Source organism: Vibrio sp. D431a (assembly GCF_030248655.1).
In the GTDB taxonomy this organism is placed as follows: domain Bacteria; phylum Pseudomonadota; class Gammaproteobacteria; order Enterobacterales; family Vibrionaceae; genus Vibrio; species Vibrio alginolyticus.
The window spans coordinates 23,143-45,420 of the sequence record NZ_JAHGAP010000037.1 but is presented as its reverse complement, the minus strand read 5'-3'; the positions used below and the strand labels follow the sequence as shown (position 1 = coordinate 45,420).

Genomic DNA, 22,278 nt, shown 5'->3' with positions numbered 1-22,278 from the left:
CAGCTCTCGTATCTATCCCACTACCTTCCTGATTTGTCCCCTCTCAGCCAAGACTACCAGTGCTAGCTAGTATGTGAATTGGAGACACTCAAAAATGCTTCCAAAAGAAACCTCCTGAATATCTCTATATTGGTGACAAAAGTATCTTATCTCACAAAAGTAAAAAATTACACGTATGAAGAGTGTAATTGACGGTGACAATTTACATGCAACATCATCAAATTCGAGCTATTGTCGGTGCCACCATCAACCCGCCTGACAATATGGTGAATATCCCATTCGTCTTCTGAGTTAAACTGTTGATGGCAAACCGCACATTGAAAGTTTTGTCTATCAACAATCTTCCACAGTTTCATGTTACCCGCCAAAGATTTCTTCAATCTTTGCATCCTCAGACGCTCAAAATATTGTTCGTCTTCAGGCAAATAACAGTTGGCTGTAGCCCGAATTTTTACGTGCTTGTCGATTTTCACTTTCGCTGCACTTAGCAGGCGATAGTGGCCATCTTCTCCTTCTGGTTTTGGCGCACTAAATACCCAACTTCGGTTTCCGACTGCCTTAAAGTATTTGTCTTTAATCCAGCGTTTACGTCTGTTCAGATGAATGCGCGTACACCACTTCCAGAGCATTTTCCAGATCCGGTAATCCACGTACTTGAACATTTCGCTCGCACAGATCCAGCGATGGTAGTTGCACCATCCCCGAATCATTGGATTCAGTTTGGCAATAACTGCTCTGGCTGGCACCGTTTTGTGCGATTGAAGATAATCTCGTATGTTGTTCAACAGAACCTGTACGTTTTTCTTCGACGGTTTGATTAACATCTTGCCGTTATATTTACGTACGTTCTGCCCCAAGAAGTCGAACCCCTGTTCTATGTGCGTAATCAGCGTCTTTTCCTTCGATAGTGTCAACCCCCGTTCGGCCATAAAGACCTCTACTAGAGGTAGCACTTTATTTTCCAGCAGCTCTTTCGAGATACCAGTAATGATGAAGTCATCCGCGTAGCGAACATAGTTAACCTTGGTTTTGTAACTCGCTTTGGTATTCTTCCTCCCAAAATGAGATTCCAATACCTCGTCCAGCCCATCCAAGGCCATATTGGCAAGCACCGGTGAGATAATTCCACCTTGTGGTGTTCCTGCTTCTGTAGGATTCCAACTTCCGGACTCCATAAACCCGGCTTTCAACCATTTCTTTAATATCGCTTTATCCATAGGAATATGGGCAATAAGCCAGTTATGGTTGATATGGTCGAAACACCCTTTGATATCGCCCTCCAGCACCCATTGGGCACTCGACTTACGGCTGAGGTTCACGAAACATTGTTCGATAGCATCAGCGCAAGAACGGTGAGGTCTAAAGCCGTAGCTATTCCTATCCGCAGTGGTTTCCGATATCGGCTCCAAAGCTAACAGGTACAATGCCTGCATCGCTCTATCACGTATAACCGGAATCCCCAGCGGTCGGGTTTTGCCATTGGCTTTGGGAATATGAACACGTCTTAGCGGCATCGGTTTGTAACCTTTTCGGCTGAGATTATGTATCGCTTCCCACTTCAGTTTCGGTGTATTCCAGATTTCTCCGTCAACACCAGGTGTTTTCTTTCCTCGGTTCTCAGTTACCTTTCGAACCGCTAATGCTCTTGCAGAGAAGGACTTCACAAGCATTCTCTGTAGTTGCTTTACTTGTCGCCAGTTTTTACTTTGTGTTGCTTTCGCAATCCGTACCTGTAGCTTCTTCACCCTCTGATGGCATTGCTTCCAATCTATGGTATGCCAGCCATCATTCTGGTGTGAGAATGCAGGTAAACACTGAATGTTACTCATCTTGCTTTCCTCATGGTGGACCCCCATGAAAATGAAGATAAATCTCCCTGTAGGGGTGATTTGTCATTCACCCTTAGGGGATAGTTTCTGATTAACGAGGCAAATTTCGTTAATCAGCCTTCAGCTTTACAAGCCATTTTGCGATTAAAGACCTAATGGAAGTCAGCACCCTTTCGGGTTAAGGCAAAGCCTGAACCTCTATCTCGACCATTACAGCCAAGCATTCGCTTCCTCCATAATTCCTTTACCCACTTATCCAACAGCTTCCCTTGCGAGTCACCTGCCACTTGGGCGAATAATTGGGCTTACCAAGTTTCTTTACTTGTACAACTAGTTACTTAGGTTCTACCTATTCAACGGTGGCACAACAGTAGCGTATTCCCAGATGTAAAGAGAATATCCTGTCCACGTACCTTTTGGTCAGAGCGTATCAAAGACATTTCGCTCGTCGCGGCTGACGTTGTTTATCAGTAGTTCACATATGTTAACCCTATAACTTAGCCTAGCCCCTTGATCGGATGTCATTACCGATCTCTGTATTATTCGTTCACACGAAGAACACACCTTTACAGGGGGTACATTGTCAGGAAGCTCCGCACCAGTCCGTTACCAGACTCGCACTATCCCTAGGCTACTACTTGCTACAAAGTAGGTCTTATCACATCAAACTGCTGTTGAGAGCAAGACAATACAAGCAAAGACTTAAGCGCGTTAACTAAAAATGCAAGTACATCACCCCTGTACGACTAAGCTTCAAAGCTTAGTTATAGGACTTTGTTTTTGCTATTGCAGGACGCAAAAGAAAACGAGAGAAGCAAATGACAAAGGTCAGTTACTCCTTGTTTCTTGATCAGCGTGTAAACGCTATGACTAGTTGAAAATGTCAACTAGGAAGGACTACATCAAATACCCTCCCTCAAAGTGCACCCAAGGGCTCTTTGAGGAGGGTTATTGATGCAAAAATGGGGCTGGGTACCCATTAGGCTCCGAAAAACCAAAGGTGTTTTCGGTGAGACAGTACGTTTTGTTAGGTATTTACACCATCGAAGGTAAGCTTCCCTCTAATAGTGAAATATTTCTCCTAACTGTACTGTAATAACCAAACTAGTAGCTTAAAGCTCCGCTAGATGGTGACCTTCATATGAAGGTTATTTTTTCCCTTTAACCACAAGGGGGGACTTCAGAAGCATACAGCTTTCTGACTCAACTGGGAAGTTGAGGTTTTAGTTAACACGACTCTTGTCGCGCTACATCATGCCGCCCATACCGCCCATGCCACCCATGCCGCCCATGTCAGGCATCGCTGGCGCGTCTTTTTGCGGTAGGTCAGTAACCATCGCTTCAGTTGTGATCATCAGACCTGCAACCGATGCTGCGAATTGTAGTGCAGAACGAGTAACTTTAGTTGGATCTAGGATACCCATTTCTAGCATGTCGCCGTATTCGCCTGTTGCCGCGTTGTAGCCGTAGCTACCTTCACCCGCTTTCACGTTGTTCGCAACCACTGAGTCTTCCTCACCTGCGTTCTTCGTGATTTGACGGATTGGCGCTTCCATTGCACGTAGTGCAACGCGGATACCAACGTTTTGTTCTTCGTTGTCACCCGTTAGGTGAGCAATCTTAGATGCCGCACGGATCAGTGCAACACCACCACCAGCAACAACACCTTCTTCAACCGCTGCACGAGTTGCGGCTAGCGCATCTTCTACACGGTCTTTCTTCTCTTTCATTTCAACTTCAGTCGCTGCACCGACTTTGATTACTGCAACACCGCCAGCCAGTTTAGCAACACGCTCTTGTAGTTTCTCTTTGTCGTAGTCTGAAGTTGCGTCTTCGATTTGTTGACGAATCTGAGCAACACGGCCAGAGATCATCTCTTCTTCACCGATACCATCGATGATAGTCGTGTTTTCTTTCGTGATAGAAACACGCTTCGCTTGACCTAGATCTTCTAGTGCAACTTTTTCTAGCTCTAGACCGATCTCTTCAGAAATCACAGTACCGCCAGTTAGGATAGCGATGTCTTGTAGCATTGCTTTACGACGGTCACCGAAGCCAGGTGCTTTCACAGCTGCAACTTTTACGATGCCACGCATGTTGTTCACAACCAATGTTGCTAGCGCTTCGCCTTCTACATCTTCTGCAATGATAAGCAGTGGACGAGATGCTTTCGCGACAGCTTCTAGCGTTGGAAGAAGCTCACGAATGTTTGAGATCTTCTTGTCTACTAGAAGGATGAATGGGTTTTCTAGATCAACACTGCCTGATTCTTGGTTGTTGATGAAGTAAGGAGACAGGTAACCGCGGTCGAACTGCATACCTTCTACTACGTCTAACTCGTCTTGTAGCGCCTGACCTTCTTCAACCGTGATAACGCCATCACGACCCACACGCTCCATTGCTTCTGCAATGATATTACCTACGCTTGCGTCTGAGTTTGCAGAGATAGTACCAACCTGCGCGATCGCTTTTGTATCGTTACATTCAACAGAAAGCTCTTTTAGTTGCTCAACTGCCGCAGCAACAGCTTTGTCGATACCACGCTTAAGATCCATTGGGTTCATGCCCGCCGCGACTGCTTTTAGACCTTCGTTAACGATAGATTGCGCTAGTACCGTTGCTGTTGTTGTACCGTCACCCGCTGCGTCGTTTGCTTTAGACGCAACTTCTTTAACCATTTGTGCGCCCATGTTCTGGAATTTATCTTCCAGCTCGATTTCACGCGCTACTGATACACCATCTTTCGTGATAGTCGGTGCACCAAAAGATTTGTCTAGAACGACATTACGTCCTTTAGGACCCAGTGTTACTTTTACTGCGTCAGCCAGAACGTTTACACCTTCCAGCATTTTAACTCGTGCGTCATTACCAAATTTAACGTCTTTAGCAGCCATCTTTGATTTCCTTTCTAAAATTCTTTGTGTGTAATTTCGTAATTGAATCTGAGCAAAAAATTACTCAATGATTGCTATTATTCAACGATCGCCATGATGTCGTTTTCAGACATGACAAGCACTTCTTTACCGTCGATTTTTTCAGTTTTTGTACCGTAACCTTCAGCAAAGATAACGGTATCACCGACTTTAACGTCTAGTGGCAGTACGGTGCCGTTTTCTAGGATGCGGCCTTTACCCACAGCTAGAACAATACCGCGAGTCGATTTTTCTGCAGCAGAACCAGTCAGAACGATGCCACCAGCAGACTTAGATTCAACTTCTTTACGTTCAACGATAACTCGGTCATGTAATGGACGAATGTTCATCGGTCGTCTCTCCTGAAAATTTCCATGTTTATTTGATAATTGTCCTTAGGGACTGTAGCCCCAGACACGTGATCCCTATATAAGGGGTCGAAGCAGCGATCCCAAGGGGGTGGCACAAAATTTTTGTGACTTAGTTAAAATAACGAACAACTAGGCAACGGTTTGCGTTAGAAATGCTCACTCGCTCGGCATCTCGCTTTCTTGTATCCTTGCAGTTTGCTCACCAGATAGTTGTCACACATGCAGGAAAATAACAAGCTGGAACCCCAAGCGACCGATAAGCATGGTTTGTTGACCGCACCCATTCCTGAAACGCTGCGGAAAATGACCGTACCCATGACCATGGGCATGATCGCGATTTTGATGTTTAACTTGGTCGATACCTTCTTCATCTCGTTATTAGGCACTCAAGCGCTAGCGGCTATCAGCTATACCTTCCCTGTCACCTTTGCGGTTAACTGCATTACGATGGGGATTGGGATGGGACTATCGACCAATATTGGTCGCTTGCTTGGGCAAGGTCATGCACCACAAGCTGCACGGTTCACCACCCACGGTTTGTTATTAGCCGTGTTACTTGTGGCTATCGCGTCTTCTATTGGCTTTACCACCATTGCGCCATTGTTTCGTTTTCTTGGTGCGTCTGATGATCTCATCCCTCTTATTGAGCAGTATATGCAGGTCTGGTATCTCACCATTCCTCTGCTAGTGATCCCAATGGCGGGCAACAGTGCTATCCGAGCTACTGGCGACACAAAAACACCAGCAAAAGTCATGATGTTGGCTGGTTTGATTAATGGCATGCTCGATCCATTGTTGATTTTCGGTTATGGCCCTTTTCCGGAACTTGGCATTCAAGGCGCAGCCATAGCAAGTGCCTTTAGCTGGTTAGGTGCTTTGTGTGGCTCATTCTATGTGCTAATTAAACGGGAAAAATTGCTTGCTCAACCCCAATGGGCTTTGCTGAAACAAGACTGGCAACAGACACTAAAAATTGGTACCCCTGCAGCGTTATCAAACGCGATGAATCCGTTGTCCGGTGCCATTCTGATGATGCTGTTATCCAACCACGGTACAGCGGCGGTTGCTGCTTACGGCGCAGCGCAGCGTATTGAGTCCATATTGATTTTAGTATTGATGTCGCTGACCTCTGCCCTCACACCGTTTATGGCACAAAATTTAGGAGCCAAACAACCGCAACGAGCCTTTTCCGGTTTATTTATTAGCATGCGTTTTGCAGTGGTATTCCAAGGGTTTATCTTCTTGATGATGGTGCCACTGAGCATTCCTCTGGCTGCGCTGTTTTCTCAGGAAGATGCGGTGAAAAACCTGCTTTGGCATTATTTACTGGTGGTGCCATTTAGTTATGGCTTCCAAGGCATCGTAATGATGTTAGTCAGTGGTTTGAATGCGATGCACAAGCCATTGCGTGCATTCCAGTGGAGCTTTATGCGGCTGTTCATTTTTACCTTGCCATCGGCGTGGGTCGGGAGCCAAATCTACAGCATTGAAGGCTTGTTTATCGGTATCGCGGTTGGGAATACGTTGGGTGGGCTACTGGGCTACTTGTTTGCGCTGCGCGAGCGAAAATTAACGCTCATAGAGCAGAGCAGCGTGTCTTAACACTCGTCTATCACTAGTTTCTTTTTGTTGATTCTCAAATACAACAAAACCGCGGAAAGCCGCGGTTTTGTTTATCTATTTCAAGCTTGCTTAGAACAACTCTTCAGCAACTTTGTATAGATCGTTGCGTACTGGACGCTTCATGTTTTCGATTGCGTCGATGATATCGTGGTGAACAAGTTGCTCTTTCACGATACCTACACAACGACCACCATGACCTTCGATCAATAGGTGAACAGCGTAGTTACCCATACGAGATGCTAATACGCGGTCAAATGCAGTTGGACGACCACCACGTTGGATGTGACCAAGTACTGTTGCACGAGTTTCACGACCTGTCGCGGCTTCGATGTCACGTGCTAGTTCATTAGCATCCATCATTAGCTCAGTAAGCGCGATGATCGCGTGTTTCTTACCTTTAGCGATACCATCTTGGATGTTGCTGATCAGCTTGTCTTTGTCTAGACCAGTTTCCGGAGTGATGATGTATTCACAACCGCCCGCAATTGCAGACATCAGAGTCAAATCACCACAGTGACGGCCCATGATTTCTACAATTGAAATGCGTTGGTGAGATGAAGAAGTATCACGTAAACGGTCGATTGCATCGATAACGGTGTTTAGTGCACTTAGGTAGCCCACAGTGTAATCCGTACCTGCGATATCGTTGTCGATTGTGCCCGGAAGACCGATACATGGGTAACCCATTTCAGTCAGTTTCTTCGCACCCATGTACGAACCATCACCACCGATTACCACTAGTGCATCGATACCATGTTTTTTCAGGTTCTCAATCGCTTTTTCACGAACTTCCACTTGTTTAAATTCAGGGAAACGTGCAGAACCTAGGAACGTACCACCTTTGTTGATCACATCTGAAACGCTAGAACGATCTAGCTTCTCGATGCGGCCTTCGTATAGGCCTAGGTAGCCGTCGTACACACCGAATACTTCCAATCCTTCGGATAGTGCTGTACGTACTACGCCGCGTATCGCAGCGTTCATACCAGGTGCGTCACCGCCACTTGTTAAAACACCGATCTTCTTAATCATGCTCACCCTCGATCTTTGGCAATCAATTATTTAATTTTCTTTTAGGCCCCTTGTTACCAAGCAACCTGCATAATCCAGAACTGTGCGTTATGTTACATTTCCTCTACAGGATTACCAATGAAAACGCACTTTTTTATGTAACTTTTCTACTTATGTAAGAGTATTACAGTTTCTCTATGAAACTTTGTTGATTCATATCAGGATCACGAATCTTAATAAGTATTGATGGAAAGATAGTCAATAAGTACCTGTTTGTCGTCGGGCACTGATGGATTTTTCAAGCCGACCAATCTTGTGCTTTCTGCTCTTTCTCTGGTCCGAAAACGACAGACAATGGATCTTGATGGATCAATACATCCGCATCAGGAAACAGATCCAATAAATTATCTTCCACTTTATCAGCGATGTAATGCGCCTCAATTAATCGTAAGTTATCGTCTAGCTCTAAATGCAACTGTATAAAGCGCGTCGGTCCGGACATTCGCGTGCGTAACTGATGCACGCCCAATACCCCTTTTACGCTCAAACAAGCTTGGTTAATTTGCTCAAGCTCTTCATCGGGCAACTTTCTATCAAGTAAGGTTTGAATCGCTTCGCTGACCATTTTGAAAGCGCTATAAAGAATGAAGACACCAATACCAATCGCAAACACAGCATCCGCTTGAGTCACTCCAAAATAACTGAGCCCCAGAGCCACCATGATCGCAGCATTCATATACAAGTCAGTCTGATAATGCAGAGAATCCGCCGCTATTGCTTGGCTCCCCGTCACGCGAACCACATGTTTTTGGAACATCACCAAGCCAAGTGTGACCACAATCGCAAACAGCGATACATACACACCTAACTCCGGTGCGTGTAAAGCATGTGGGCGGAAAAATCGGTCAATCCCGTTAAGAATCAAAAATACTGCCGAGCCCGAAATAAACATTGCTTGGGCTAGGGCCGCTAAGGACTCAGCTTTACCATGTCCAAACGTATGTTCGCGGTCTGCCGGTTGTAAGGCGTAACGAACCACCACAAGATTCACAACCGAAGCCGCGATATCTAACATGGAGTCAATCAATGACGCCAATAAGCTCACTGAGCCGGTTACCCACCACGTGATGACTTTTACTATCAGAAGAAGCGTCGCCACAATGGTTGCAGTCCAAGCGGCGGTCGTAACTAAACGTGCGTATTGCTGTTTCATAATCAAAGAGTTAACTAAAACCATACGTTGAGTATATTGAATGACCATGAAATAACCAGATCAAAAAGAGGCAACCAATGGCTGCCTCTTTATATAACATCAATTCATGACTTAATTATTGCGCGACTTTTCCATGCGCTTGTGCATTCTGTCGCCACACTCTTGCATACGTTCATTTTGTAGCTCAACAAATTTCGCTTTCTGCTCAGGTGTTAATACGCTAAGCATTTGGTGCTTTCTTTCTAGCATTTGCACGCGACGTTCCGTTTGGCGCTCAACCATCTCTTTTGCTAATTCGCTAGCTTGAGCTTCATCAAAGTTATCCGCCAGCAAAAGCGATTGTACTTTTGCGTGATGCGCTTGACGCTCAGCCATACGTGCTTCTTTGCCATCAGCGAATTTTGCTTTCATTTCTGCTTTGTTTGCTTCACGCATTTCTTTTAGCTGATCTTTTTGTGCATCAGTCAGGTCTAGTTGACGCATGACACCTCGGTCCATACCCATGCCGCATTCGTCACGAGGGCCTTTATGATGGTTTTTACCACCGTAAGCGAATGCGCTTGCGGCGCCAAGAGTAAGAGGTAGAACAACAGCAGCTAACACAAGTTTTTTTGCAGACTTCATAATACGATTCCTTACACAGGTGAGTGGTTCTTCTGAGCTGTTCTCACAGCGCTTGAGTATAGAATACGACCCACTAGGTAAAGCGACGTATAGGGAGCGTAAAGAATCGTAAAGAGTGATTTTTCTCCTCTTCGTTGCGCATCATTCCAATGTAATATTAGGCTATCGGTAACTTACTATAGGTGCCCCCATGGCAAACATTCTTTTAATCGATGACGATATCGAGCTAACTAGCTTATTAAAAGAAGTACTCAGTTTCGAAGGGTTTGACGTCAGCGAAGCAAATGACGGTGAAGCCGGCTTAGCCGCGATCAATGATAAGATTGATTTGATTTTGTTGGATGTCATGATGCCAAAACTCAATGGCATGGAAACGCTGAAACGCTTACGTGAAAATTGGGAAACTCCCGTCTTGATGCTGACCGCTAAAGGGGAAGAAATTGATCGCGTGATCGGCTTGGAACTGGGCGCGGATGATTATTTACCAAAACCTTTTAGTGACCGAGAGCTGTTAGCGCGAATCCGCGCGATTTTACGCCGCACTAGCAGCACACAAAAAAATACCAAAAACAGCGATTGCATTGAGTATCAAGAAATCCGCCTCTATCCCGGTAAGCAAGAAGCGTATTGTGAGCAACAGTTACTCGATCTCACAGCAACCGAGTTTGCGCTACTCACCCACTTCGTACAAAACCCAGGACAAGTGCTGACCAAAGAGACACTGAGCTTAGATGTGCTTGGTAAACGACTCGCTGCTTTTGATCGCGCTATCGATATGCATGTCTCGAACTTACGTAAAAAATTACCAGATCAAAGCAATGGCAAGCCGCGAATCAAAACCCTGCGTGGTCGTGGCTACATGCTGCTTGAGGAGGATTAATGCGCCTATCACGCATCAAACTGCCAAACATCAATAGCCTGTATGGACGCATCTTTGCCATTTTTTGGTTCACCATGTTATTAGTATTGATAGCCGTGCTATCACTGCCACATTTGGACCCACGCAAAGCTCGCGATATTCCAGAAGAACACTACAAACGTATGGTAGAAACGCGTGACTCAATCCAACAAAAATACAGCCAGCAAACAGATTTAGGCCGCATACTTTTTCGTATCGAGGGCAACCGTCACGGCAAGCACGACCCTCGCCCACGAGTCTTTTTTTCTGACTACAGCGGTAATGTTCTTACGACAGAAAAACGCAGCAATTTTCAATTGCGTGCCATGCAAAACTTTGTCACCAGTATCGAAGATTACAATAATCCAAAGCAGAAGCTGTATGGTCGATACATGATTGCGGGCCCAATTCCTATTACTTTGGCAGGTTCCGATATCTTGATGTACGTGGGCTTCAAATGGAATGAGCCACCACCTCTACTCCTGCGTCTGTTTGATCACCCATTCCAGCTCTTGCTTGCGGTCATGTTGGTTAGTACACCATTGCTGTTATGGCTTGCTTGGGCTTTGAGTCAGCCTGCACGTCGTCTTGAAGCCGCTGCTCAACGTGTAGCGAAAGGTGAATTTGTCACAGACCCAAATTTAGAAAAAGGTACGGCGGAATTTCGTCAAGCAGGCAGCAGCTTCAACCAGATGGTCGAAGCGGTTAATCAAATGATTTCAGGACAACAACGTTTGCTATCCGATATCTCTCACGAGCTGCGCTCACCTTTAACTCGTCTGCGCATGGCAAGCGCATTAGCGACGCGTAAACAAGGCGAAAGCCCAGAACTGACTCGTATCGATACCGAAGCGCAGCGCTTGGAACAGATGATCAGCGAACTATTAGAGCTTTCTCGCATGCAGGCGAACAGTCATATGACTCGCGAAACACAGCCACTAGAAAGTTTATGGGAAGAAATCATTAAAGATGCGCAGTTTGAAGCAGAGCAAATGGGCAAACAGCTACACTATTCAGAATTACCTAAGCGCAATATTTCCGGTAACCCTAAACTGCTGATGAGTGCGGTGGAAAATATCGTTCGTAACGCCATTTACTACGGAAAAGATGAGGTACAAATCGACATCAAAGCCGATGACGATACGCTTCGTATCACGGTTGACGATAATGGAGAAGGTGTACCAGAAGAGGAACTGGCCGCGATTTTTCGCCCGTTCTATCGCGTTTCCACGGCACGCGATCGCCACTCTGGCGGCACAGGTCTCGGCCTAACCATTACCGAAAGTGCCATTCGCCAGCACAGTGGCACGATCGCAGCCAGCCGAAGTCCTTTAGGCGGATTGCGTATGAGTATCACCTTACCGATCAATTGTTAGTCTCAATTTGATGAACTAACAATAATTCGCACCATATTTCTAGAGTGAGTGATTAACAGCCCCACCCTCACTTTAGAAATTGGTGAGGCTTCTTAGAATACCCTTACAAAGATCAAAGTTGATAATAATTATCGTTAGCATTAAAGTAAATTTTCCAATTAAGGAGGATTTACTATGTCACATACATTTCCCGCTCTGCCTTACCCGTACGATTCACTAGAGCCGTACATCGACGCGAAAACCATGGAAGTGCATTACAGCAAACACCACAAGACGTACTTTGATAAGTTTGTAAATGCCGTTGAAGGGAGCGAGCTCGAAACTCAGTCATTAGACGAGATCTTTGACAATATCTCTAAGCTCAGTCCAGCAGTACGTAATAATGGTGGCGGCTATTACAACCACATCATTTATTGGAATTGCATGTCACCAAACGGTGGCGGAGAGCCTCAAGGCGCGCTTGCTCAAGCAATTAACGATAAATTTGGTAGCTTTGCGCAATTTAAAGAGGCGTTTGCCCAAGCTGCCATCAATACCTTTGGGTCTGGCTTTGCATGGCTGATCGTAAAAGATGGTGAGATTCACATTACGTCCACCAGTAATCAAGACAACCCTCTGATGGACGTAGTGGATGTGCGCGGTGAACCAATCCTCGCATTAGACGTGTGGGAGCACGCGTATTACATCAGCTACCAAAACCGTCGCCCAGAATATATTGATGCGTGGTGGAACGTCGTCAACTGGCGAGCAGTTGAAGAAAACTATGCTCACGCTCTCTTATAAAGAGCATCGCTACTTACGGTATTATAACATCCGCGCTAATGCCTGCTTTCATACCCAGGTCAATTTTGCTGAATCTCGCATCTCTCGGTGACTTGGGTATATACTGCCCTTCTCTTTGACCAACTCTATTTCAATACCATGTTTGATATCGCTTTATACGAACCAGAAATCGCGCCGAACACCGGCAACATCATTCGACTATGCGCCAACTGCGGTGCAAACCTTCACTTAATTGAACCTCTGGGTTTCGATCTTGAAGAGAAAAAAGTCCGCCGTGCTGGTTTGGATTACCATGATTTAGCTCGCGTAACACGCCATAAAAACTATCAAGCGTTCTTAGAGTATTTAGAGAAAGAGAAGCAAGGTAACTATCGATTGTTTGCCTGCACCACCAAAACCACAGGTCACCACGTTGATGCACAATACCAAGCGGGTGATGTTTTGATGTTTGGTCCAGAAACTCGTGGCTTGCCTGCTGAAATCATCGATAGCTTGCCAATGGAGCAGCGTATTCGCATTCCAATGATGCCAGATGCGCGCAGCCTAAACCTTTCGAATGCCGTTGCGATCATTGCTTTTGAAGCATGGCGTCAAATGGGCTTTGAAGGCGCATTGTAAGCAGCACGAATTCCAAATACAGAAAAGGGCGCTTGATGCGCCCTTTTGTTTTCTTTACTGTCTAACTCAATCAGTTGAGCTTGTTGCGATCATCATCGTCTTTACGCTCGTATTCCCCTTCGAAGGTCTTGCCATTATCTGACTGGGAATCAAATGGGTCACGACGGAACGGGTCTTGCTCAAATGGCCCCTGGTTAGAGAAACCACCTTGGAAGCCACCGCCATGCATGGTTTTCACCACCATTTTGCTCATCAAGTATTTAGCTATCGCGGCGCGTGGCGCAGGAAGCAACACCAACATACCAAGGGCATCGGTCATAAAGCCCGGGGTTAACAGTAGCACGCCAGCCACCGCTAGCATTACGCCTTCAAAAATTTGCTGGGCTGGAATTTCACCTTGTTCAAGACGCCCCTGTACTGAAATCAGTGTTTGTATACCTTGGCTACGAACCAACGATGCACCAACAAATGCCGTGATTAAGACTAGTGCAATGGTCGGCCATAAACCTAAAAAGCCGCCCACCTGAATAAATAAACCGATTTCAATGATCGGAACAAAAATAAACGCTAATAATAAGATAGGAAACACACGCCCTCCTTTGTTTAATTCAGTGTAATGGTAAAAGCAGACTAAGCTCAAACGAATCGTTGTAAAAAAGCGTGTTCATACTGGTCTCCTTCTCTTTTAGACAAAGTAGCGGGAGCGCGTTTCATTCAATTGCATACCGATTTTTTCGTGCTTTTAAAGTGCTAATTTCGAACTCTAAAAACTCATGTTTGTCGAGGAAAATCGAGTACCCATAAAGGGTTATTAATAACCCGTTCATACTTTGCAAATTATTGACTCATGAAAAACGAAAAAGGTGATCTAGTTACTATTTTTATGCGCTAGGTGCAGTATCATGTGCCACATAAGTCAGGACGGATTTTCCAGCCAAAAATTCTGATGAATGGATTCTAGATTGCAGAAATGGCTAATAAATAACTTTATTATCAGAATTATCATCTAAGGATCCTGCTATGGCTACCCTATCTGATGCTCCAAAAACAGCAAACCCAGCCACTCGTATTGAAGAAGATCTATTAGGTCAACGTCATGTCCCTGCAGATGCGTACTACGGTATTCATACGCTACGTGCGATCGAGAACTTCAACATCTCCAATATGACCATCTCTGACGTACCAGAATTTGTACGCGGCATGGTAATGACCAAAAAAGCAGCAGCGTTAGCAAACAAAGAACTTGGCGCTATTCCAAAAGACGTTGCAAACTACATCATCGAAGCGTGTGATTTGATCCTAGAAACTGGCAAGTGTATGGATCAGTTCCCATCAGACGTATTCCAAGGCGGTGCAGGCACTTCAGTTAACATGAACACGAACGAAGTGATCGCAAACGTTGCGCTTGAGTTGATGGGTAAAGAGAAAGGCCAATACGAATTTGTTAACCCAAATGACCATGTAAACAAGAGCCAATCAACCAACTGTGCGTACCCAACAGGTTTCCGTATTGCGGTATACAACAGCGTACACAAGCTAATGGAAGCAATTGAGTACCTAAAAGGCGCATTCGAACTTAAAGCCGTTGAGTTTAAAGATGTACTGAAAATGGGCCGTACTCAGCTTCAAGACGCAGTACCAATGACAGTAGGTCAAGAGTTCCATGCATGGGCGGTAACACTAAACGAAGAGATTCGTGCTCTAGATTACACATCTAAACTCCTCCTAGAAATCAACCTAGGCGCAACCGCAATCGGTACTGGTCTAAATACACCAACTGGCTACCAAGCGCTTGCAGTAAAACACCTAGCGGAAGTAACAGGCCTTGACGTTGTTGCAGCAGAAGACCTTATCGAAGCAACGTCTGACTGTGGTGCATACGTAATGACTCACGGCGCGCTAAAACGCCTAGCAGTGAAACTATCGAAGATCTGTAACGACCTTCGTCTACTTTCTTCTGGTCCTCGTGCGGGTCTAAATGAATTGAACCTACCTGAAATGCAAGCAGGCTCTTCAATCATGCCAGCTAAAGTAAACCCAGTTATCCCAGAAGTAGTAAACCAAGTTTGCTTCAAAGTTCTCGGTAACGACAACACGGTTTCTTTCGCAGCAGAAGGCGGTCAGCTACAGCTAAACGTTATGGAACCTGTGATCGCACAAAGTGTGTTTGAGTCTATCTCTCTACTACACAACGCGTGTGTGAACCTACGTGATAAATGTATCGACGGCATCACTGTGAACAAAGAAGTTTGCGAAAACTACGTTTACAACTCTATCGGTATCGTCACTTACCTAAACCCATACATCGGCCACCACGAAGGTGACATCGTAGGTAAGATTTGTGCAGAAACTGGTAAGAGTGTTCGTGAAGTCGTGCTAGAGCGCGGTCTGCTTACAGCAGAGGAGCTTGATGAAATCTTGTCAGTAGAAAACTTCATGCATCCTACTTACAAAGCAAAACGTTACGAGTAATAACGAATCCGAAGGGGGCCACTCAGGCCCCTTTTTTAGGCTCTCATACGGTTAACCACATTTTTTATATGCTTTTATTGCCGCTAAACCACTAGGTTCTCATTCTCTGAGCATTTACTCCTGTTCCTGAGTGTTCAAAAAATCAGAATCAAATAAAAAACTAAAGAGGTATCAATATGGTCATGGTCGAACTCTTCGTGGTTCTGCTCTTCATCTATTTGGGGGCAAGAATCGGTGGTATCGGCATTGGTTTTGCCGGTGGTGCTGGGGTCATTGCGTTGTCTTTGATCTTGGGCGTACCAACAAGCCAAGCTTACATTCCCGTTGACGTAATTTTGATCATCATGTCTGTAATCACCGCTATCGCAGCAATGCAAGTAGCTGGTGGTTTAGACTGGATGGTGCAAGTTGCTGAAAACTTTTTGCGCAAGCATCCTGAGCGCATCACCTTTTATGCGCCTATCGTAACTTACCTAATGACATTAATGGCGGGTACTGGCCACACGGCATTCTCTACTTTGCCAGTGATTTCAGAAGTAGCGAAAGGCCAAGGCGTGCGCCCTTCTCGTCCACTGTCTATCGCGGTCGTAGCATCGCAAATCGCTATCACCGCATCACCAATCTCAGCGGCTGTTGTCGCGTTCGCGGCAATGCTGCACCCATTTGGCGTTGACTACCTAACACTACTAGCAATCTGTATCCCAACGACGTTCATCGCGTGCATGATCGGTGCGTTCGTGGCGAACTTCATGGGCTGTGAGCTAAAAGACGATGCTGAATACCAAGAGCGTCTAGAAAAAGGCTTAATCAAGCTAAATACAGAAGCAAAACGCGAAATCCTACCAACAGCGAAGAAAGCAACCTTCATCTTCCTAGGCGCAATCGCATTTGTCGTGTGTTACGCAGCAGCAATTTCTGGCTCTGTGGGTCTTATCGAGAACCCTGCTCTAGGCCGTAACGAAGCTATCATGACGGTAATGCTCGCAGCTGCGGCAGCTATCGTAATGAGCTGTAAAATCGATGCTGGCAAAATCCCAGCCGCAGCAACATTCCGCTCTGGTATGACAGCGTGTGTGTGTGTTCTTGGTGTGGCATGGCTAGGTTCTACGTTCGTTAACGCGCACGTTGACGGCATCAAAGAAGTTGCGGGTGCGCTACTAGCAGACTACCCATGGATGCTAGCACTTGTTCTATTCTTCGCTTCAATGCTGCTTTACTCACAAGGTGCAACCACTGTTGCGCTGATGCCAGCAGCACTAGCAATCGGTGTTGCACCACTTACCGCAGTTGCATCTTTCGCAGCAGTAAGTGCGCTATTCGTGCTGCCAACTTACCCAACGCTTCTAGCAGCGGTTGAGATGGACGACACGGGCTCAACTCGTATCGGTAAGTACGTATTCAACCACCCATTCTTTGTACCTGGTGTGGTAACCATCGCTTCTGCGGTAGCACTTGGCTTCGCATTCGGTGGTCTACTGATCTAGTAGAAACAGAGTCTTACTCGGGGAGCTTCGGCTCCCTTTTTTATTGCCTGTTGTCTTGATTTATGCTCAATAAATCTTCATTTTCATGAAACTTATTGACTCGCCTCCGGGTCTGATTGAGTTACACTAACGGCAATTATCTAAGATGAATTGACTCTTTTATGCGCGCATTACTTTCCGTTTTACTCTTAGGGCTCATTACCTTTTCCACTCCGTCTTTAGCTTTATTTGGCAAAGACCAGTTTAACAGTAGCCAGAACAACAGTTTTGGTAGCAGCAGCGACAGCTTTGTTCCGGTTGATCAGGCGTTTCCATTTAACTTCTACCAGCAAGATGACAAATTGATGCTCGATTGGCAGGTACGTGACGGGTACTACCTATATCAAGAGCGCTTGTCTGTAGCTGGTGAGAAAGTATCGCTAGGCGAACTGCAAATGGAAGACGGCACACCGCATAAAGATGAATTCTTTGGTGACGTGCATATCTATACGCAACCTCTCTTCGTTAACGTACCAATGTATGATTGGCAAGACGGTGCGCGCGTGGTGGTGCAATACCAAGGTTGTGCGAAAGCAGGCTTCTGTTACCCGCCAGAAACTCGCGTGATTCCTATCAGCGCGTTTACTTCGTCGAACTCAGATTCAACAACGGCGACAACTGCATCAAAAGCAGAACAGGCACCAACAGCAACGCCACCAGCGGTGCAATCATCTACGTCTGGTGACACATCATCAGTGCCAGTAACACAGCAAGATAGCCTTGCTGCCAACCTTGCTGATAACTGGTGGACACCACTTCTGTTCTTGGCGCTTGGTGTGGGCTTGGCGTTTACACCTTGTGTGCTGCCGATGTACCCAATTCTGACCAGCATAGTGCTTGGCAGTGGCAAGCTAAGCCAACGCCGCGCGCTAGGCTTGTCATTCGTCTACGTGCAAGGCATGGCACTGACTTACACCCTACTCGGCCTTGTGGTGGCATCTGCAGGTATGCAGTTCCAAGCGGCAATGCAACACCCTTATGTGCTGATTGGTTTGAGCGTACTGTTCATCGCACTCGCTTTGTCTATGTTTGGTCTGTACTCATTGCAGCTACCAAGCAGCGTTCAAACGTGGTTAAACAACCTCAGCAACAAACAGCAAGGCGGCAGCAGTGCTGGCGTGTTTGCAATGGGGGCAATATCTGGCTTGGTTTGTTCTCCTTGTACCACGGCACCTCTGTCTGGTGCGCTACTTTACGTTGCACAAAGCGGCGATTTGCTTACCGGTGGTATCGCGTTATACGCGCTGGCGATGGGCATGGGTATTCCGTTGATCCTTGTAGCGGTATTTGGCAACAAGTTGCTACCAAAAGCCGGCGGTTGGATGGACCGCGTGAAAACGCTGTTCGGCTTTATTCTGCTTGCCGCACCTATCTTCTTACTAGAACGCATCATGCCAGAAATGTGGTCAACGATTCTGTGGTCAGCACTGGGTATTGCTGCTTTTGGTTGGCTATACCACATCAAAAACAGTCTAGAGTTTGGTGGCTGGAAACAAAGTGCCGTGGGCATAATCGCCGTCTTAGGTTTGCTAGCCTCAGCACAACCTATCTTAAATTACTGGTTTGGCAACAGCACAACACAAACTCAGCAAGCCACTGTTAGCTTTACTCGCATTGCTAACGTGGCGGATCTTGAAGAACAACTGGCACTTGCGAAAGCGGCAGGTAAACCCGTCATGCTCGATTTCTACGCCGATTGGTGTGTAGCATGTAAAGAGTTTGAAAAGTACACCTTCCATGACCCAAGCGTCGAAGCCAAACTGCAAGACTTCGTTCTTCTGCAAGCGGACGTGACCAAAAACCAAGTGCAAGACATCGAACTACTGAAGCACATGAGTGTGCTTGGTTTACCAACAATTGAGTTTTGGGATGCCAGTGGTGAACACGTTTCAAACGCTCGTTTGACGGGCTTTATGCAAGCCGAGCCTTTCTTAGAGCATATCAAGCAGTTCTGATAACCAGATATTCAAACGCCAGTGATGTCCACTGGCTTTTTTTGTTGCTCAGATTTGAATAAGAACATTGCGTTTATATGCAATTTTCCTAATAAAAGTCGATTTGGTTCAGACTTTTAGCGAATAAATATTGTCCACTCTCTCAAAGCTGGACAATAATAAATTTAACGAAATAGTCAAAAGTGTTTAACGTCATGGATTCGACCTACACCATCATTATTGCAGATGATCACCCACTCTTCCGGAATGCCTTGTTTCAATCTATCCACATGGCTATTAGTGGTGCAAATTTGCTGGAAGCGGACTCACTCGACGCACTTCTGGCTTTGTTGGAGCGAGAGGAAGAGCCAGATTTAGTGCTATTGGATCTCAAAATGCCAGGAGCAAATGGTATGTCTGGCTTGATTCATTTGCGAGCAGAGCATCCAGATTTACCTATCGTCGTCGTTTCAGCGAGTGAAGAGCCGGCGATCGTGACGCAGGTGAAAAGCCATGGTGCATTTGGTTTTATTCCCAAGTCCAGCGACATGCGCGAATTAGTGAACGCGCTCAATCAAGTGCTGAATGGCGACCCATACTTCCCTGAAGGGTTGATCACCAATAACGCGGCATGTAATGACTTAGCGGAAAAGATTGCTGCGCTAACACCGCAGCAATATAAAGTGTTGGGAATGTTGTCCGATGGCTTGCTGAACAAGCAAATCGCTTACGAATTGAATGTTTCAGAAGCCACCATAAAAGCGCACATGACAGCGATTTTCCGTAAGCTCGGTGTAAAGAACCGCACGCAAGCCGTGATTATGCTGACGGAAATGAGCGACTAGATTGACATCTTATCGTCAGACTTACTTTTTTCGTTTGGCAATCGGATACCGACTTTAGTGACCTGCTGATCAACAACATCAGCGACGATCCAATGCAAACCTTGCCACTCGAAATGGTCTCCCAATACTGGCGTGCTACCTAATTGCTCTTCGACAAGGTTTCTCAAACTTTTATCCAGCGGTTCATCCCCCAGATTCAAACCATACATCACGGCAATATCGGCAAGCTTCACTTCAATATCGAGGAAGAAGTCACCGAAGAATCGCGCTAGCGACGCTTTCTCTGGGGCTTCACTAAACAGTAAGCTCAGTGCATCTAAATCCTTTTCTTGTGCTAATACACACAAGGTATCATCTTCCTCAAGACGCGTACTGCCGGATGGGTGCAATAGCTCTTTACTGCGAAATACAGCGGCGATACGCGTTCCTTCCGGCATCGAAAGACTACGTAATGGCTCACCAATGCACCATTTATCTGCTTTAAGTCTATAGATAAACAGCTCCCACTCACTGGTCGGGTAAATCTCTACACCCGTACGCGAAATTGGCTCAGGCTTAGAAGGTAGCTCGACCTTTGCAAGAGACATCGCCTTAGTCAACGTGCCCCCTTGTACTATCAAAGACACCATTACTACAAAGAATGCCAAATTGAAGTACAGTTGAGCATCTGGCAACCCTGCCATCATCGGAAATACCGCGAGGATGATAGGTACAGCACCACGCAGTCCTACCCAAGAGACAAACCACTTTTCACGTGGCGTGAAACTCTTGAATGGCAGTAAACCAATCCAAACTGAGATTGGTCGGGCAAACAAAATCATCCCGAAAGCAAGCGCAAGACCTGGCAACGCAATAGAGAGTAAATTGGATGGCGTAACCAACAAACCAAGCACCAAGAACATACCAATTTGAGCTAGCCACGTCATACCATCTAAAACATGAAGAATAGAGTGGCGGCTGCGTGTTGGACGGTTACCTAATAAAAGACCAACAAGGTAAATCGACAAAATACCACTGCCACCCAAAGTGTTAGATAAAGCGAAAATAAGCAAGCCACCACTGACCGTTAAAATAGAATACAGCCCATCTGGTAATTGATTGCGATTGATAACTTTCCATAAGATCCAGCCACCAGCGAAGCCAAGTAACGCGCCAATACCAAACTGCTTAAGAAAACTGAACGCCAAAAAGCCCGCACTTAAATCTGCGCCAGGGTTCGCTAAAATAGCAATCAGAGTTACGGTCAGAAACACCGCCATTGGGTCATTGGTGCCGGATTCAATTTCCAGCGTTGAACCAACACGTTCGTTCAGGCTACGACCTTTGAGTAGAGAGAAGACCGCGGCAGCATCGGTGGAACCAACAATCGCACCAACCAATATGCCTTGCAATAAATCTAAGTCGAATAACCACGTTGCCATCAGCCCGGTTAAAATGGTGGTGATCGCAACGCCAAATGTCGCCAAAGAGACCGAGGGCCATAACGCAACCCTAAAGCTGGCGACCCGCGTTCTCATCCCACCATCAAGCAAAATGATGGCTAATGCGAGGTTACTAACCAAATAAGCGATCGAAAAGTTATCGAATAAAATGCCGCCTAAGCCGTCTTCCCCCGCTAGCATTCCAACGGCTAAAAATACCAAAAGAATTGGGATTCCCAACTTAGAAGACACTGGGCTTAAAAGAACGCTAAGTGCGATTAACAACGCACCTATTAGAAAAAAACTGTTAATGGTGTCTGCGTCCATTCTCACCCTCCCTTAATGAAAAACGATAATAATTGTGATGAGCAAGGCTACTTCGTTAATGAGGTAATGCCCTAATCTGCCTCCCCTTTACACCGTCTCAAAATGCGAGGTTGTACGAGAATGACTCAGTTATATTACTTTATTGTGCGTTAAAACGGTGATTTGATGCGAAAACTTTATGTAAATAAATTACTTGTGAGCTTTCTTATCTACGCCTTCTCTCTTTAAGAGCCACAAGATCACCACCAATACTTACACAGCATCTCCAAGTTCAATGAAGAAAAGATTAATGGCCCGTCTTAATCATGCCTGTTTATCCAATCAACCTTTAGACCTTTGGCTAACTTAACAGTTTATTAACATAACGTTTTGCCCCTTTGTTCGCTGCAAAAGCCCATAATATGGGGGTTCTTCATTTTTAACACCCCGACTAAAGTTGAAAAGAGTTATTGCCAACACCTTGCTAATGTACATATTGAAACATTTCATTAACAACAA

Annotated in this window: 17 protein-coding genes; 9 read left to right on the top strand and 8 right to left on the bottom strand. The window is 45.7% G+C overall.

Features of this window, described 5'->3' with window-relative positions; translation table 11 throughout:
- Positions 1 to 167 precede the first annotated feature (167 nt).
- The 3 genes from ltrA to KJB35_RS25865 form a co-directional block, all read right to left on the bottom strand.
- A complete protein-coding gene (gene ltrA / locus KJB35_RS25875) occupies positions 168 to 1,829 on the bottom strand; it encodes a group II intron reverse transcriptase/maturase (protein WP_238842952.1) in 1,662 nt (553 codons plus the stop codon).
- A gap of 1,247 nt (positions 1,830 to 3,076) precedes the next feature.
- Positions 3,077 to 4,723, bottom strand: coding sequence for a chaperonin GroEL (gene groL, locus KJB35_RS25870; RefSeq protein WP_005381509.1), 1,647 nt, complete (start codon positions 4,721 to 4,723; stop codon positions 3,077 to 3,079).
- A gap of 77 nt (positions 4,724 to 4,800) precedes the next feature.
- A complete protein-coding gene (locus KJB35_RS25865) occupies positions 4,801 to 5,091 on the bottom strand; it encodes a co-chaperone GroES (RefSeq protein WP_031855216.1) in 291 nt (96 codons plus the stop codon).
- A gap of 240 nt (positions 5,092 to 5,331) precedes the next feature.
- Between KJB35_RS25865 and KJB35_RS25860 the strand changes: the two genes are divergently transcribed.
- On the top strand, positions 5,332 to 6,714 hold the full coding sequence (locus tag KJB35_RS25860) for an MATE family efflux transporter (protein WP_017635565.1): 1,383 nt from the start codon (positions 5,332 to 5,334) through the stop codon (positions 6,712 to 6,714).
- Positions 6,715 to 6,804: 90 nt separating this feature from the next.
- Here KJB35_RS25860 and pfkA read toward each other — a convergent pair whose 3' ends face one another.
- The 3 genes from pfkA to KJB35_RS25845 form a co-directional block, all read right to left on the bottom strand.
- The gene (gene pfkA / locus KJB35_RS25855; RefSeq protein ID WP_005381521.1) at positions 6,805 to 7,767 is read right to left on the bottom strand and encodes a 6-phosphofructokinase; all 963 of its coding nucleotides are present in this window, start codon (positions 7,765 to 7,767) and stop codon (positions 6,805 to 6,807) included.
- Between the two features lie 277 nt (positions 7,768 to 8,044).
- Entirely contained in the window at positions 8,045 to 8,959 is a 915-nt protein-coding gene (gene fieF, locus KJB35_RS25850) for a CDF family cation-efflux transporter FieF (RefSeq protein ID WP_213908169.1), read from the bottom strand.
- 111 nt (positions 8,960 to 9,070) lie between these two features.
- Positions 9,071 to 9,583 carry a CpxP family protein gene (locus KJB35_RS25845; RefSeq protein ID WP_005386388.1) on the bottom strand — a complete coding sequence of 171 codons (513 nt, stop codon included), beginning with the start codon at positions 9,581 to 9,583 and terminating at the stop codon, positions 9,071 to 9,073.
- A gap of 190 nt (positions 9,584 to 9,773) precedes the next feature.
- Between KJB35_RS25845 and KJB35_RS25840 the strand changes: the two genes are divergently transcribed.
- The 4 genes from KJB35_RS25840 (at position 9,774) to trmL (ending at position 13,258) form a co-directional block, all read left to right on the top strand.
- A complete protein-coding gene (locus KJB35_RS25840) occupies positions 9,774 to 10,463 on the top strand; it encodes a response regulator (protein WP_005382384.1) in 690 nt (229 codons plus the stop codon).
- Entirely contained in the window at positions 10,463 to 11,857 is a 1,395-nt protein-coding gene (gene cpxA / locus KJB35_RS25835; protein WP_005382383.1) for an envelope stress sensor histidine kinase CpxA, read from the top strand. The genes KJB35_RS25840 and cpxA overlap by 1 nt, the downstream gene beginning before the upstream one ends.
- A gap of 174 nt (positions 11,858 to 12,031) precedes the next feature.
- Complete coding sequence (locus KJB35_RS25830; protein ID WP_005382382.1) at positions 12,032 to 12,640, top strand: superoxide dismutase; 609 nt, start codon at positions 12,032 to 12,034, stop codon at positions 12,638 to 12,640.
- A gap of 138 nt (positions 12,641 to 12,778) precedes the next feature.
- A complete protein-coding gene (gene trmL / locus KJB35_RS25825) occupies positions 12,779 to 13,258 on the top strand; it encodes a tRNA (uridine(34)/cytosine(34)/5-carboxymethylaminomethyluridine(34)-2'-O)-methyltransferase TrmL (protein ID WP_005382381.1) in 480 nt (159 codons plus the stop codon).
- Between the two features lie 70 nt (positions 13,259 to 13,328).
- Here trmL and KJB35_RS25820 read toward each other — a convergent pair whose 3' ends face one another.
- On the bottom strand, positions 13,329 to 13,847 hold the full coding sequence (locus KJB35_RS25820) for an FxsA family protein (RefSeq protein ID WP_005382380.1): 519 nt from the start codon (positions 13,845 to 13,847) through the stop codon (positions 13,329 to 13,331).
- Between the two features lie 431 nt (positions 13,848 to 14,278).
- Between KJB35_RS25820 and aspA the strand changes: the two genes are divergently transcribed.
- The 4 genes from aspA to KJB35_RS25800 all read left to right on the top strand — a co-directional run bounded on the left by aspA (position 14,279) and on the right by KJB35_RS25800 (position 20,032).
- Positions 14,279 to 15,730 (top strand): aspartate ammonia-lyase, encoded by a 1,452-nt coding sequence (aspA, locus tag KJB35_RS25815; protein ID WP_005382379.1) that lies wholly within the window; start codon positions 14,279 to 14,281, stop codon positions 15,728 to 15,730.
- Positions 15,731 to 15,906: 176 nt separating this feature from the next.
- On the top strand, positions 15,907 to 17,214 hold the full coding sequence (locus KJB35_RS25810) for an anaerobic C4-dicarboxylate transporter (RefSeq protein ID WP_042523706.1): 1,308 nt from the start codon (positions 15,907 to 15,909) through the stop codon (positions 17,212 to 17,214).
- Positions 17,215 to 17,375: 161 nt separating this feature from the next.
- Positions 17,376 to 19,208 (top strand): protein-disulfide reductase DsbD, encoded by a 1,833-nt coding sequence (locus tag KJB35_RS25805; protein ID WP_285357220.1) that lies wholly within the window; start codon positions 17,376 to 17,378, stop codon positions 19,206 to 19,208.
- A gap of 194 nt (positions 19,209 to 19,402) precedes the next feature.
- The gene (locus tag KJB35_RS25800) at positions 19,403 to 20,032 is read left to right on the top strand and encodes a response regulator transcription factor (RefSeq protein WP_005382375.1); all 630 of its coding nucleotides are present in this window, start codon (positions 19,403 to 19,405) and stop codon (positions 20,030 to 20,032) included.
- On the opposite strand, the gene KJB35_RS25795 is transcribed toward KJB35_RS25800, so the two are convergent.
- On the bottom strand, positions 20,029 to 21,780 hold the full coding sequence (locus KJB35_RS25795; protein WP_054577280.1) for a potassium/proton antiporter: 1,752 nt from the start codon (positions 21,778 to 21,780) through the stop codon (positions 20,029 to 20,031). The genes KJB35_RS25800 and KJB35_RS25795 overlap by 4 nt on opposite strands.
- Between the last annotated feature and the right edge of the window lie 498 nt (positions 21,781 to 22,278).

Coding starts and splice junctions, on each gene's coding strand:
- KJB35_RS25860 (WP_017635565.1), top strand. CDS start 5,332: ATGCAGGAAAATAACAAGCTGGAACCCCAAGCGACCGATAAGCATGGT.
- KJB35_RS25830 (WP_005382382.1), top strand. CDS start 12,032: ATGTCACATACATTTCCCGCTCTGCCTTACCCGTACGATTCACTAGAG.
- groL (WP_005381509.1), bottom strand. CDS start 4,723: ATGGCTGCTAAAGACGTTAAATTTGGTAATGACGCACGAGTTAAAATG.
- KJB35_RS25845 (WP_005386388.1), bottom strand. CDS start 9,583: ATGAAGTCTGCAAAAAAACTTGTGTTAGCTGCTGTTGTTCTACCTCTT.
- KJB35_RS25795 (WP_054577280.1), bottom strand. CDS start 21,780: ATGGACGCAGACACCATTAACAGTTTTTTTCTAATAGGTGCGTTGTTA.
- pfkA (WP_005381521.1), bottom strand. CDS start 7,767: ATGATTAAGAAGATCGGTGTTTTAACAAGTGGCGGTGACGCACCTGGT.
- cpxA (WP_005382383.1), top strand. CDS start 10,463: ATGCGCCTATCACGCATCAAACTGCCAAACATCAATAGCCTGTATGGA.
- KJB35_RS25810 (WP_042523706.1), top strand. CDS start 15,907: ATGGTCATGGTCGAACTCTTCGTGGTTCTGCTCTTCATCTATTTGGGG.
- trmL (WP_005382381.1), top strand. CDS start 12,779: ATGTTTGATATCGCTTTATACGAACCAGAAATCGCGCCGAACACCGGC.
- fieF (WP_213908169.1), bottom strand. CDS start 8,959: ATGAAACAGCAATACGCACGTTTAGTTACGACCGCCGCTTGGACTGCA.
- aspA (WP_005382379.1), top strand. CDS start 14,279: ATGGCTACCCTATCTGATGCTCCAAAAACAGCAAACCCAGCCACTCGT.
- ltrA (WP_238842952.1), bottom strand. CDS start 1,829: ATGAGTAACATTCAGTGTTTACCTGCATTCTCACACCAGAATGATGGC.
- KJB35_RS25865 (WP_031855216.1), bottom strand. CDS start 5,091: ATGAACATTCGTCCATTACATGACCGAGTTATCGTTGAACGTAAAGAA.
- KJB35_RS25805 (WP_285357220.1), top strand. CDS start 17,376: ATGCGCGCATTACTTTCCGTTTTACTCTTAGGGCTCATTACCTTTTCC.
- KJB35_RS25800 (WP_005382375.1), top strand. CDS start 19,403: ATGGATTCGACCTACACCATCATTATTGCAGATGATCACCCACTCTTC.
- KJB35_RS25840 (WP_005382384.1), top strand. CDS start 9,774: ATGGCAAACATTCTTTTAATCGATGACGATATCGAGCTAACTAGCTTA.